General features: G+C 74.1%; 13 protein-coding genes. All 13 read left to right on the top strand.

Features of this window, described 5'->3' with window-relative positions:
• Window positions 1-29: 29 nt before the first annotated feature.
• The 13 genes from OVA32_RS09155 (at window position 30) to OVA32_RS09095 (ending at window position 13,108) form a co-directional block, all read left to right on the top strand.
• Window positions 30-1,352, top strand: coding sequence for a homoserine dehydrogenase (locus tag OVA32_RS09155; protein WP_041103241.1), 1,323 nt, complete (start codon window positions 30-32; stop codon window positions 1,350-1,352).
• 3 nt (window positions 1,353-1,355) lie between these two features.
• Complete coding sequence (thrC, locus tag OVA32_RS09150; RefSeq protein ID WP_036313078.1) at window positions 1,356-2,468, top strand: threonine synthase; 1,113 nt, start codon at window positions 1,356-1,358, stop codon at window positions 2,466-2,468.
• 3 nt (window positions 2,469-2,471) lie between these two features.
• Window positions 2,472-3,425: a homoserine kinase gene (gene thrB, locus OVA32_RS09145; protein WP_041103240.1), complete on the top strand. Its 954-nt coding sequence runs from the start codon at window positions 2,472-2,474 to the stop codon at window positions 3,423-3,425.
• Window positions 3,426-3,745: 320 nt separating this feature from the next.
• The gene (gene rho / locus OVA32_RS09140) at window positions 3,746-5,824 is read left to right on the top strand and encodes a transcription termination factor Rho (RefSeq protein ID WP_041103238.1); all 2,079 of its coding nucleotides are present in this window, start codon (window positions 3,746-3,748) and stop codon (window positions 5,822-5,824) included.
• A gap of 115 nt (window positions 5,825-5,939) precedes the next feature.
• Complete coding sequence (gene prfA / locus OVA32_RS09135) at window positions 5,940-7,049, top strand: peptide chain release factor 1 (protein WP_036382191.1); 1,110 nt, start codon at window positions 5,940-5,942, stop codon at window positions 7,047-7,049.
• Window positions 7,046-7,948: a peptide chain release factor N(5)-glutamine methyltransferase gene (gene prmC, locus OVA32_RS09130; protein ID WP_036382189.1), complete on the top strand. Its 903-nt coding sequence runs from the start codon at window positions 7,046-7,048 to the stop codon at window positions 7,946-7,948. Before prfA ends, prmC begins: the two co-directional genes overlap by 4 nt.
• Complete coding sequence (locus OVA32_RS09125) at window positions 7,945-8,679, top strand: L-threonylcarbamoyladenylate synthase (RefSeq protein WP_036313064.1); 735 nt, start codon at window positions 7,945-7,947, stop codon at window positions 8,677-8,679. The genes prmC and OVA32_RS09125 overlap by 4 nt, the downstream gene beginning before the upstream one ends.
• Window positions 8,680-8,688: 9 nt before the next feature.
• Window positions 8,689-9,828, top strand: coding sequence for an MraY family glycosyltransferase (locus tag OVA32_RS09120; RefSeq protein ID WP_041103236.1), 1,140 nt, complete (start codon window positions 8,689-8,691; stop codon window positions 9,826-9,828).
• A complete protein-coding gene (locus tag OVA32_RS09115) occupies window positions 9,825-10,259 on the top strand; it encodes a hypothetical protein (protein ID WP_036382185.1) in 435 nt (144 codons plus the stop codon). Before OVA32_RS09120 ends, OVA32_RS09115 begins: the two co-directional genes overlap by 4 nt.
• A gap of 231 nt (window positions 10,260-10,490) precedes the next feature.
• A complete protein-coding gene (atpB, locus tag OVA32_RS09110) occupies window positions 10,491-11,291 on the top strand; it encodes a F0F1 ATP synthase subunit A (RefSeq protein WP_036382182.1) in 801 nt (266 codons plus the stop codon).
• A gap of 150 nt (window positions 11,292-11,441) precedes the next feature.
• Entirely contained in the window at window positions 11,442-11,657 is a 216-nt protein-coding gene (locus OVA32_RS09105; protein WP_002857264.1) for an ATP synthase subunit C, read from the top strand.
• An 84-nt stretch (window positions 11,658-11,741) separates the two neighbouring features.
• Window positions 11,742-12,296 carry a F0F1 ATP synthase subunit B gene (locus tag OVA32_RS09100; protein ID WP_002857262.1) on the top strand — a complete coding sequence of 185 codons (555 nt, stop codon included), beginning with the start codon at window positions 11,742-11,744 and terminating at the stop codon, window positions 12,294-12,296.
• Window positions 12,293-13,108, top strand: coding sequence for a F0F1 ATP synthase subunit delta (locus OVA32_RS09095; protein WP_049145267.1), 816 nt, complete (start codon window positions 12,293-12,295; stop codon window positions 13,106-13,108). Before OVA32_RS09100 ends, OVA32_RS09095 begins: the two co-directional genes overlap by 4 nt.
• Window positions 13,109-13,196: the final 88 nt, after the last annotated feature.

Genomic DNA, 13,196 nt, shown 5'->3' with positions numbered 1-13,196 from the left:
GTCGCCCCCACCCTGGACCACGGAGGACCATGGCCGAGCACACCGACGCCCCCACCGCACTCAAGGTCGCCCTGCTGGGCGGCGGGACCGTGGGGTCCCAGACCGCACGGATCCTCACCGAGGACGCCGACATCCTGCGGGACCGCGTGGGCGCCGACCTCGAGCTCACGGGCATCGCGGTGCGCCACACGGGCGCGACGCGCGACTGGCAGGCGGACCCGGCGCTCTACACGACCGACGCCGAGGCACTCGTGGACGGCGCCGACGTCGTCATCGAGCTGATGGGCGGCATCGAGCCGGCCCGCACCCTGATCCTGCGCGCCCTGGCCGCCGGCACGTCCGTGGTGACCGGCAACAAGGCGCTGCTCGCCCAGCACGGCGAGGAGCTCTATGCCGCGGCCGCCGCCACCGGCGCACAGCTCAGCTTCGAGGCCGCCGTCGCCGGCGCCATCCCGATCCTGCGCCCGCTGCGCGACTCCCTGGGCGGCGACCGCGTCACCCGTGTGATGGGCATCGCCAACGGCACCACCAACTTCATCCTGGACCGCATGGACACCGAGGGGGCGGACTTCGACGACGCCCTGGCCGAGGCCCAGCGGCTCGGCTACGCCGAGGCCGACCCGACCGCCGACGTCGAGGGCCACGACGCCGCCGCGAAGGCCGCGATCCTGGCGACCATCGCGTTCGGCGCGCCGTACACCCTGGACCAGGTGGCCGTCGCGGGCATCACCGCGATCACGGCCGAGGACAACGCCGCCGCCGCGGAGGCGGGCTACGTCATCAAGCTGCTGGCGATCGCCGAGCGCGGCCGCGCCGCCGACGGCGCCGAGGGTGCGGTCCTGCGCGTGCACCCTACCCTGCTGCCGCGGGAGCACCCGCTGGCCTCCGTGCGCGGGGCGTTCAACGCTGTCTTCGTGGAGGCCGAGAACGCCGGCGAGCTCATGTTCTACGGTCCCGGCGCCGGCGGCGCCCCCACCGCGTCCGCGGTGATGGGCGACGTCGTCTCGATCGCCCAGCGCATCGTGCGCGGCGGCCCGGCGCGCCTGCGCACCCCCGTCACCGCCCTGCCCGCCCTGGACCCGGCCGAGGCCCACACCTCCTTCATGGTCGTGCTGCGCGCGGCGGACCAGCCCGGCGTGCTGCGCCGCGTCGCCGGGGTGTTCGAGGAGCACGGCGTCTCCATTGAGACGCTGCGCCAGGTCCCGTCCGAGCGCGAGGACGCCCCCGGCGCGTCCCTGCGGCTGATCACCCACCGTGCGCGGCAGCGCGACCTCGACGCCACCGTCGAGGCGCTCGCCGCCCTGGACGTCGTCCACGAGGTCGCGTCCGTCCTCCGAGTCGAAGGGAACTGACCCATGGCCCACCAGTGGCGCGGCGTCGTCCGCGAGTACGCCGACCGCCTGCCCGTCACCGAGGACACGCGCGTGATCACCCTCGGCGAGGGCGGCACCCCGCTCATCCACGCCCCCCACCTCTCCGAGCTGGTGCAGGGCACCGTGCACGTGAAGTTCGAGGGCATGAACCCGACCGGTTCCTTCAAGGACCGCGGCATGACCATGGCGATCACCGCCGCCGTCGCGGACGGCGCGAAGGCCGTCGTCTGCGCGTCCACCGGCAACACGTCCGCCTCGGCGGCGGCCTACGCCGCGCAGGCCGGGATCACGTGCGCCGTGCTCGTGCCCGAGGGGAAGATCTCGATGGGCAAGATGTCCCAGGCCGTGGCCCACGGCGCGGAGATCCTCCAGGTGCAGGGCAACTTCGACGACTGCCTCGAGGTGGCCCGCAAGCTGGCCGAGAACTACCCCGTGTTCCTCGTGAACTCCGTCAACCCGGCCCGCATCGAGGGGCAGAAGACCGGCGCGTTCGAGGTCGTGGACACCCTCGGCGACGCCCCGGACTACCACCTGCTGCCCGTGGGCAACGCGGGCAACATCACCGCGTACTGGAAGGGCTACCGCGAGTACGCCGCCCCCTACGTGAACCCGCACGAGGGCGCCTCGGACGCCGAGCTGCCCGCGGTGGCCACGAAGACCCCCGTGATGTGGGGCTTCCAGGCCGCGGGCGCCGCCCCGATCGTCCAGGGCCACCCCGTGACCGACCCGGACACGATCGCCACCGCCATCCGGATCGGCAACCCGGCCTCGTGGGAGCAGGCCGAGGCCGCCCGCGACGAGTCCGGCGGGATGATCGACTCCGTCACGGACGAGGAGATCCTCGAGGCCCATCGCTGGCTCTCCGCGAAGGAGGGCGTGTTCGTCGAGCCCGCCTCCGCCGCCGGCGTCGCCGGGCTGCTCAAGCACCACGCCGCCGGGAACGTGCCGGCCGGCAAGAGCTGGGTCATCACCGTCACCGGCCACGGCCTCAAGGACCCGCAGTGGGCCCTGCGCGGCGCCGACGGCGCCGACGTGACCCCGCGCTCGGTGCCGTTCGACGTGGTCACCGTCGCCCAGGCCCTCGGCCTGAGCTGAGCCATGGCCGCACCGCAGCCGCTGGCGCCCGGGACCGCCGCGTCCGTCTCCGTCCCCGCCACCTCCGCCAACCTCGGCCCCGGCTTCGACTCGATGGGCCTGGCCCTGGAGCTGCGCGACGAGGTGACGCTCACGGTCGTGGCGGGCCCCGACGTCGCGGAGGTCGAGGGGGAGGGCGCGGCCACCCTGCCGCGGGACGGCGCGCACCTGATCCTGCGCCTGGCGCACGAGCACCTGCGGGACCGCGGGTTCACCGCGCCGGGGCTGCACCTGCGCGCCGTGAACCGGATCCCGCACGCCCGCGGACTCGGCTCGTCCGCGGCCGCCGTCGTCGCGGCCTACGCCGCGGCCGAGGCCCTGCTGCCGGCCGCGCTGCGCCGGGCGCCCGCGGACCTGCTCGAGGCGGCCACCCGCTTCGAGGGGCACCCGGACAACGTCGCCCCCGCGCTCGTGGGCGGGGCCACCGTCTCCTGGACCCGTGACGACGTCCCCGGCCCGGCCACGGCGCGGCTGCGGCTGCACGAGCGCGTGGTGCCGGTGGTCGCGATCCCGGACACCGAGCTGTCCACCCACGTCGCCCGGGGCGTGCTGCCCGCCGAGGTGCCCCACGCCGTGGCGGCGGCCCAGGCCGGCCGTGCCGCGCTGCTCGTCCACGCGCTGGCGGAGGACCCCGCGCTGCTGCCGGCCGCCACGCGCGACTGGCTGCACCAGGAGCCGCGCGCCGTGACCATGCCGGCCAGCGCCGCACTGGTCGCGGGGCTGCGCGAGCGCGGCCACGCCGCCGTCGTCTCCGGCGCGGGTCCCACGGTGCTCGCGCTGTGCGACGGCGTCCAGGCGGCCGAGCACGCCACGGAGGCGGCGCGTGCTCTGACGGCGGACGGGGCGGCCGCCTGGCGCGTGCTGGTGCCGTGCGTGGCCGTGGACGGTGTTAGGGTGGAATCACTCCACCACGGCTGACCCCACCGCCTCGCGCGGCCCGGGTCTCCGGTGCCCGGGCCTGTGACGGCCGGACGCACCGTGCGCCGTCGGCCGGAACCCCGCCGCGATCCATCCCGTGCTGCGCACGGCCGGCGTGCGGGATCCGCTCCGGCTCGGTCGAGTCCGGACGCCTCCGCCCCGTCACGCAGCGACTGCGCACGATCAGGGGAGGCGCCACTGCTGAGTTCACACCATGAAACCCGGTTTTCTGGGGCGCCGCTGCGCGGCCCGACCGGATGCACACCGCAGCCCGACGCGCCACGCGCCGCCGGGCCGCATTCGAGGGAGAAGGAACCTTCGTGACCGAATCCACGGAACAGACCACGCCGACGAACGGCGGTGGCCTGGCCTCGCTCAAGCTCGCCCAGCTCCAGGCCCTGGCCTCCCAGCTCGGCATCGCCGGCGGCTCGCGCATGCGCAAGGCCGACCTGGTGACCGCGATCTCCGACCACCAGCGCGGCGGCTCCGTGGCGGACCGCGACGCCGCCGAGCGCGCGGCCCAGGCCCCCGCGGCCCCCGCCGCCGAGACCGCCCCGGCGGCCGCGTCCTCAGAGGACGCCGCCCCGGCCGCCGAGCGCCCGGCCCGCCGCCGCTCGCGCCGCGCCGACGCCGACACCTCCGCTCCGGCCGCCGCCCAGGACGGGCAGCCCCAGGCCGAGGCCCGCGAGGCCCAGACCGAGCAGGCCCCCCGGGAGACCGCCTCGGACCAGGATCGGTCCGGGGGGTCCGAGACCCGCGACGAGGGCGAGGACCGCCCGCAGTCCGAGCGCCGTTCCCGCGGCCGCCGCCGCGCCGGCGACGACGACGCCCAGCAGGGTCAGGACCGTCGCTCCGACGGCGCCCAGGGCGAGGACGGCGCCGACGCGGACCGCCGCGGCGACCGGGAGGACCGTGACGACAACGGGCGCGAGAACGGCCGCGGCCGCAACGGCCGCAACGGGCGGGACCGCGACAACGGCCGCGACCGCGAGAACGGCCGCGAGAACAACCGGGACCGTGAGAACGGCCGCGACGGCTCGCGCGAGCAGCGCGGCGACAAGTCCGAGGACGGTGGCCGGGGCGACGGCGGACGCGGGGACCGCAGCCGCCGCGACGACCGCGACGACGAGGGCGGCCGCAACCGTCGCAACCGCCGCAACCGCAACGAGCGCGGCCGCAACCGCCGTGGCCGCGGCGGCCCCGAGGTCGACGAGACCGAGCTGACCGAGGACGACGTCCTGCAGCCCGTGGCCGGCATCCTCGACGTGCTGGACAACTACGCGTTCGTCCGCACCTCCGGCTACCTGCCGGGCCCGAACGACGTCTACGTCTCCCTGGCCATGGTGAAGAAGTACGGTCTGCGCAAGGGCGACGCCGTCGTCGGCGCGATCCGCGCCCCGCGCGACGGTGAGAAGCAGCAGCACCACGGCGGCGGCTCCAACCGTCAGAAGTTCAACGCCCTGGTGAAGATCTCCTCGGTCAACGGTCAGCCCGCCGTCGAGCACCCGCAGCGCGTGGAGTTCGGCAAGCTCGTGCCGCTGTACCCGCAGGAGCGCCTGCGCCTGGAGACCGATCCCAAGCTGATCGGCCCCCGCGTGATCGATCTGGTCAGCCCCATCGGCAAGGGCCAGCGCGGCCTCATCGTCTCCCCGCCCAAGGCCGGCAAGACGATGATCCTGCAGTCGATCGCCAACGCGATCAAGACGAACAATCCCGAGGTCCACCTCATGATGGTGCTCGTCGACGAGCGCCCCGAGGAGGTCACCGACATGCAGCGGTCGGTGGACGGCGAGGTCATCGCCTCCACGTTCGACCGCCCGGCGGACGACCACACCACCCTCGCCGAGCTGGCCATCGAGCGCGCCAAGCGCCTCGTGGAGATGGGCCGCGACGTCGTCGTGCTGCTCGACTCCATGACCCGCCTGGGCCGCGCCTACAACCTGGCCGCCCCGGCCTCGGGCCGCATCCTCTCCGGCGGTGTGGACTCCTCGGCGCTGTACCCGCCGAAGAAGTTCTTCGGCGCCGCCCGCAACATCGAGAACGGCGGCTCGCTGACCATCCTGGCCACCGCGCTGGTCGAGACCGGCTCGCGCATGGACGAGGTGATCTTCGAGGAGTTCAAGGGCACCGGCAACATGGAGCTGCGCCTGTCCCGTCACCTCGCGGAGCGCCGCATCTTTCCGGCGGTGGACGTCAACGCGTCCGGCACCCGCCGCGAGGAGGCCCTGCTCTCGCAGGAGGAGGTCAAGATCATGTGGAAGCTGCGCCGGGTGCTCTCTGGCCTCGAGCAGCAGCAGGCCCTCGACCTGCTCACCAACAAGATCAAGGACACCGCGTCCAACGCCGAGTTCCTCATGCTGGTCTCCAAGACCACGCTGGGGTCCAAGGGCGACGACTGACCGCCCCGTCGCACGGCCCCGTCCCGCCCGGGGGAGCTCGTCTCCGCCGGACGGGGCGGGGCCGTCCGCGTCGGACAGCCCGGCCCGCTGAGGCCGGAGGAGGAGAGGCACGCACGTGTTCGATTCGGAGCAGCGGCGCGAGGCCGTGGATCGGCTCCTGGCGGAGCATCGCGAGCTGACGGCGCGCCTGTCCGACCCGGCGGTGCACCAGGACCCGGCGCTCGCCCGGAGGCTGAACCGGCGGTTCGCCGAGCTCGGCGCCGTGGTGACGGCGCACCGCGCCTGGTCGGCGGCCGCGGAGGAGCTGGCCGACGCGCGGGAGCTGGCCGCGGCCGGCGACGACGACGCGGCGGCCTTCGCGGCCGAGGTGCCCGGTCTGGAGGCGGCCGAGGCCGAGGCCGCCGAACGGCTGCGCCGGCTGCTGATCCCGCGCGACCCCGACGACGCGCGTGACGTGATCCTCGAGATCAAGGGCGGCGAGGGCGGCGAGGAGGCGGCCCTGTTCGCCGGCGACCTGCTGCGCATGTACCTGCGCTACGCCGAGTCCCGGGGCTGGAAGACGGAGGTCCTCTCCGCCACGCACTCCGACCTGGGCGGCTACAAGGACGTCCACGTGGCGGTGCGGGGGAGCGCGGCCGACCCGGCCGACGGCGTCTACGCCCGGCTCAAGTTCGAGGGCGGCGTGCACCGAGTGCAGCGCGTGCCCGTCACCGAGTCCCAGGGCCGCATCCACACCTCCGCCGCCGGCGTGCTCGTGCTGCCCGAGGTGGACGCCCCGGACGAGGTCCACCTCGATCCGAACGACCTCAAAGTGGACGTCTTCCGCTCCTCCGGGCCGGGCGGCCAGTCCGTCAACACGACCGACTCCGCGGTGCGTCTGACGCATCTGCCCACGGGGATCGTCGTCTCCATGCAGAACGAGAAGTCCCAGATCCAGAACCGCGAGGCCGCGCTGCGCGTGCTGCGGTCGCGGCTGCTCGAGCGGCAGCGGGCGGAGCAGGACGCCGAGAACTCCGCGGCGCGCGCCGCGCAGGTGCGCACCATGGACCGCTCGGAACGCATCCGGACCTACAACTTCCCGGAGAACCGGATCGCGGACCACCGCACCGGCTACAAGGCGCACAACCTCGACGCGGTCCTCGACGGCGACCTCGAGGCCGTGATCGCCTCCTGCCTCGCCCTCGACGAGGAGCGGCGGCTCGCCGCGCTGGGCGGGGACGCGTGAGCGCACCGGCCTGGTCCGCGCTGCTGCGCGACGCCGCCGCCCGCCTGACCGCGGTGGGCATCGACTCGCCGCGTGTGGACGCCGAGCTGCTGCTGGCCCACGTGCTCGGCCTCGACCGCGGCGCGCTGCTGGCCCGGGTGTTCGCCGGGGCCGTGGCCGAGCCCGCGCAGGCGGCGGCCTTCGAGGCGCTCGTCGGGCGCCGCGCCGCCCGCGAGCCCGTCCAGCACCTGACCGGCGTCGCGCACTTCCACGGGCTCGACCTGGCGGTCGGCCCAGGCGTCTTCGTCCCGCGGCCGGAGACCGAGCTGCTCGTGGAGACCGTCGTGGCCGACTTGGCCGCGCGGCCCGCGGCGGGCGCCGTGGTGGACCTGTGCACCGGCTCCGGCGCGATCGCCGCGGCCGTCGCGGCGTGGGGCGAGGCGCGGGGCCGCCCGCTCGCCGTCACCGCCGTCGAGCTCGACCCGACGGCGGCCGACTGGGCCCGGCGGAACCTCGCCCCGCGCGGGGTCGACCTGCGACAAGCCGATGCCCTTGTCGCGTGCCCCAACCTCGAGGGCCGCGTGGACGTCGTCGTGAGCAACCCGCCCTACGTGCCCGAGGCCGAGGTGCCCGCCCAGCCCGAGGCCCGACTGGACCCGGCGCGGGCGCTCTACGGCGGGGACGCGCCCGGGCTGCGGATCCCGCGCGCCATCGCGCACCGGGCGGCGGACCTGCTCGTCCCGGGCGGCCTGTTCGCCATGGAGCACCACGAGACGCAGGGCCCGGCCCTCCTGGCCGCCCTCGGCGCGGACCGGCGGTTCACGGGCGTCCGAGTCCACCAGGACCTCACCGGACGAGACCGGTTCCTCACGGCGCGCCGGTCCTGCGACGCCGTGGCGGGCGCGGAGGTGGAAGAATGACCGACGTGAGTGACTTCATCGACGTCTCGGATCCGGCCGCCCTCGAGGATGCCGTGGCCCGCGCCCGCGAGGTCCTCGCGGACCGCGGCTGCGTGGTCCTGCCCACGGACACCGTCTACGGCATCGGAGCGGACGCGTTCTCCCCGCTGGCCGTGGCCGTGCTGCTGGCCGCCAAGGGCCGTGGCCGCACCATGCCGCCGCCCGTGCTCATCGCGGACCGCCGCGTCATGGCCGGCCTCGCGTACGACGTGCCGGAGGAGGCCGAGGCCCTCGCCGGGCGCTTCTGGCCCGGCGCCCTCACGCTCATCCTCAAGTCCCAGCCCACGCTGACCTGGGACCTCGGCGAGACCCGCGGCACCGTCGCCCTGCGCGTGCCCGACGACGCGGTGGCCCGCGAACTGCTCTACGCCGTCGGCCCCATGGCCGTCTCCAGCGCGAACCGCACCGGCATGGACGCCGCCACCACCGCCGACGCCGCCCGCTCGATGCTGGGGGAGTCCGTGGCCCTCTACCTCGACGCCGGCCCCCGCGAGAGCCGGGATCCCTCGACGATCGTGGACTGCACCGTCACCCCGTTCCGCGTGGCCCGGCAGGGCTCCGTGCCCCTGGAGGAGCTGCGCGCGGTGGTGCCGGACCTGCTCGCCGAGGGCGAGGAGCCGCCGGTCGCCGCCGAGCGGATCGCGGCCGCCGACGACGCCGCCGCGGCGCGCCCCGCCGACCGGGAGGCCTGACCGGCCCCCATGCGCGCGTATCTCGTCCTGGTCATGGTCACGGCCGTCGCCTGCGGGGCCCTGACGCCCCTCATGCGCCGGCTGGGGCTGGGCGCGCGCGTGTTCACCCCGCTGCGCCAGCGGGATGTGCACCGGCACCCCGTGCCGAAGCTGGGCGGCGTGGCCATGGCCGCGGCCGTGCTGGTGGGATTCGCCGTCGGGGGAGTCGTGCCGTTCCTCCAGGGGATCTACGCGGACGACGCCGCGATGCGCGGGCTCCTGGTCGCCGTCGCCGTCGTGCTCGTCGTGGGCATCGCCGACGACATGTGGGACCTGCGCTGGTGGGTGAAGATGGCCGGCCAGGTGCTGGCCGGACTCGCGGTGGCCCTGGGCGGGATCCGCATCGAGGCGATGCCGGTGGGCTGGATCCCGGTGGGGAACGAGACCACGCAGGTCATCCTCACGGTGTTCGCCGTGGTGCTGACGATGAACGCGATCAACTTCGTGGACGGTCTGGACGGCCTGGCGGCGGGCGTCGCGCTGATCGGCGGCTCGGCCTTCTTCGTCTACTCGTATCTGCTGACGCGGACCATCAACCAGTTCGACTACGCCAACCTCGCCACCCTGCTCATGGCCCTGCTCGTCGGCGCGTGCGTGGGCTTCCTGCCGTGGAACCTGTCCCCGGCCCGCATCTTCATGGGCGAGGTGGGGGCCATGCTCATCGGCCTGCTGATGGCCGCGGCCGCGGTCGCCGTGACCGCCGACGTCAACGCCCTGGACGGGATGCGCTTCCGCAACGTCCCCGCCTACACGCCGATCCTGCTGCCCGTCGCCGTCCTCGCCCTGCCGCTCGCGGACCTCGCCCTGGCCGTGCTGCGGCGCACGGCCAAGGGCACCAGCCCCTTCTCGGCGGACCGCGGGCACCTGCACCACAAGCTCGTGGACGGCGGCTACACCCAGGCGCAGGCCGTCGCGCTGCTCTGGCTCTGGGCGTTCCTCGTGGCATGGGGCGCGGTGTCCCTGAACTTCGTGGACCACATGATCGTCCTACCCGTGCTCGCCGTGGCCCTGGCCGGAGCCGGCTACCTCACCCTGCATCCGATCGTGGAGCGCCGTCGCGCGGACCGGCACGACGCCGCGGCCCACCCGGACGAGCGGGGGGACGCGTGACCGGGGCGGGCGGCCGCCGACGCCGGCGCCGCTGGGAGAACCGCCGCGGCTGGTGGGGGATCCTCGGGTGGTCCCTGACCGCGGCGGGGGCTGCCCTGGCGATCACGTGCGCCGCGTGGCTGCTCTCCGTCGGCGGGGAGGCGGCCGGGAGCGCCCTGCTGGGCGGCGGCGCGGTGCTCGCGCTCTCGGCGCTCACCGGGGCGACGACGGCACTCGTGTGGGACCGGGCGCGCGAGGCGGCGCTGCCGGTCAGCGTGGGGCTGTTCGTGCTCAAGATCGCGGTGTTCGCGGTGCTGCTGGGGGTCCTGCCCCGCCCCGGCTGGGTCCGGGCGGACGCGGCGGCGATCGCCGCCCTCGTGACGATCCTCGTCTGGCAGGCCGCGGAGGTCCTCGTCTTCGCGCGGACCCGCCGCGGGATCTACACCGACTGACCCGCCCGAGGGGCGAAGACACCGAGCCGGGGGCCATGTCGTGGGCCCCTTCTGCGGTACGGAGCACGGGTCACCGTTTGGTATCGTTGGCGGCGAACACTTCGACGGCGCCCACCTGCCGCCATCCGTGTCTCGCATCGCACCGGTACCCCCGCAATGTCGCGGCGCCCGCCTGTGGTCCGGGGACGAGGCTGCGGTCCCGTCGACTGCATCACTTCGGAGAGGAACCGCGTGCTGACCCTCGTGCTGGCCAACGCATCATTCGTGCCCCCCACCATCTCTGATGGTCACCTCCCGGAGATCTTCCCCTGGGGTGCGGAGTACGGCACCGGCTTCGGCAAGCAGATGCTGCTCGTCCTGCTCTCCGTAGTGCTCATCACCGCCTTCTTCGCGTGGGCCATGCGCCGTCCCCGGCTCGTGCCCGGCAAGGCCCAGTGGCTCGCCGAGTCCGGCTACTCCTTCGTCCGGAACGACATCGCGAAGGACATCCTGGGCGAGAAGAACTTCAAGCAGTGGGTCCCGCTGCTCTTCTCCATCTTCTTCTTCGTGCTGCTGAACAACCTGTTCGGCGCCATCCCGGTGCTGCAGCTGCCGACCTTCTCCCACGCGGGCGCCGCCTACGGCCTGGCCCTCATCGTCTACGCGATCTGGATCGGCGTCGGCATCAAGCGCCACGGCGTGCGCTACCTGAAGCTGGCCGTCGTGCCCTCGGGTGTGCCCGGCTGGATCCTGCCGCTGCTCGTGCCGCTGGAGATCATCTCCAACTTCATCGTGCGCCCGCTGACCCACTCCCTGCGTCTGATGGCCACCATGCTCTCCGGCCACATGATCGTGATGCTCGCCGGCGCCGGCGCCGCCTACCTGATCACGCAGACCGGCAGCCTGGCCCTGCAGGGCACCGGCATCCTGGTCATCCTCGGCTCGGTGGCCCTGTACTTCCTCGAGCTGCTGATCATGTACCTGCAGGCCTTCGTCTTCACGCTGCTGACCGCGATCTACATCCAGGGCGCGATCGACGCGAACGACCACTGATCTTCCGGGGCCGCCTCGGGCACGACCCAGGCGGCTGCGGTACGGCGGGAGAGCCCGCCACCAGTCTTCCCGGCCCTCCGCAGGAGGACCACCCGGGAGGCCGACCCTCCACAACCCGGCCGGACACCTCGGCCTCGTGAAAGGAACACCATGGAACTGCACGGTTCGCTCAACATGATCGGCTACGGCCTCGCCGCCATCGGCTCCGCCATCGGCGTGGGCCTGATCTTCGCCGCCTACATCAACGGCGTCGCCCGTCAGCCGGAGGCCCAGCGCATCCTGCAGCCGATCGCCCTCCTGGGCTTCGCGCTCGCCGAGGCCCTCGCCATCCTGGGCCTCGTCTTCGCCTTCGTCATCGGCGCCTGACGCGCCGCGTCCACGGAGCGCCCGCACGGTGAGACCGTCGGTGCTCCCTCTCCACAGGACTCTTGACCGAAGGATGGTTGAAACATGATCAGCAACGGACTGATCCTCGCGGCGGCTGAGGGGGCCAACCCCCTGATCCCCAACCCGTGGGAGATCCTCGTCGTCGTGGTGGGCTTCGCCCTGCTCATGTTCATCGTCATCAAGTTCATCGTCCCGACCCTCGAGAAGTCCTACCAGGACCGTGTCGAGGCGATCGAGGGCGGTCTGGCCAAGGCTGAGAAGGCCCAGGCCGAGGCGAACGCGATGATGGCGGACTACGAGTCGCAGCTGGCGGACGCCCGCACCGAGGCGAACCGCATCCGCGAGGATGCCCGCACCGAGGCCGCCGAGATCGTGGCCGAGGCGCGCGAGCGCGCGACCGCCGAGGCGACGCGCATCTCCGAGCAGGCGCAGGCGCAGATCGCCGCCGAGCGTCAGCAGGCCGCCGCGCAGCTCAAGGGCGAGGTCGGCTCGCTGGCCACGACCCTGGCCGGCAAGATCGTGGGCGAGTCCCTCGAGGACGACGCCCGCTCGCAGCGCGTGGTCGACCGCTTCCTGGCTGACCTGGACCGTCACCAGAGCGCAGGTGTCGCCGAATGATGACGGGCGCATCGAGGGACTCCCTGGCCGCCTCCCTGGAGGCCGTCGGTCCGGTGCTGGACGAGGGCGGCGTGGCCCTGGCACGCGAGCTGTTCGGCGCGCTGGACGTGGTGGACGAGCACGGCGCCCTGCGCCGCGCCCTGACCGACCCCGCCTGGACCACCGAGCGCCGTCACGGCCTCGTCGACTCGCTGTTCGGCGCCCGGGTGACCCCCGGTGCACTGCAGGTCCTCAAGGACCTGGCCGGCCGCCGCTGGTCGGCGGAGCGCGATCTCGGGGACGCCCTCGAGACGGTGGCCGCGCACGCGGCCGCCGCTGAGGCCGCACGCGGCGGACACGCGGGCCTGGCCGCCCTCTCGGGCGAGCTGCTGGCCTTCAACCGCACGGTGGAGGACTCGCACGAGGTGCAGCGGGCGCTCACCGACCAGCACGCACCCCTCGAGGCACGGGCCGCTCTGGCCGGTCGCCTCCTGGGCGAGTCGGCCAGCCCGGCCGGCCGACTGCTGGTCGAGCGCGCCGTCTCGGCCCCGCGCGGCCTGAAGCCGTCCGCCGCCGTCCGCAAGGCCGCGGACGTCGTCGCCGAGCGGCAGCGCCAGTGGATCGCCGAGGTGACCGTGGCCCGGCCGCTCGAGGCCGAGCAGCAGGAGCGGCTGGCCCTGGGCCTGCGCCGCGCCTTCGGCCGCGATCTCGTCATGGACGTGACGGTGGACCCCCACGTGGTGGGCGGCATCCGCGTCCAGGTCGGCGACGACGTCGTCGACGGGTCCATGGCCGCGCGCCTCCACGACCTCCAGCGGCGGATGGCCGGCTGACGCCGGCTCCCGCCCGCATCCGGAACACCCACGAACGTAAGCATCATCGTCACGTCGATGATCACCAAGCACAGAGAGCAGGGACTGC

It is taken from the genome of Micrococcus sp. SL257, from assembly GCF_026625585.1.
GTDB classification, from domain to species: Bacteria; Actinomycetota; Actinomycetes; order Actinomycetales; family Micrococcaceae; genus Micrococcus; species Micrococcus luteus.
The sequence above is the reverse complement of the archived record's forward strand: the minus strand, read 5'-3'. Positions and strand labels throughout refer to the sequence as shown.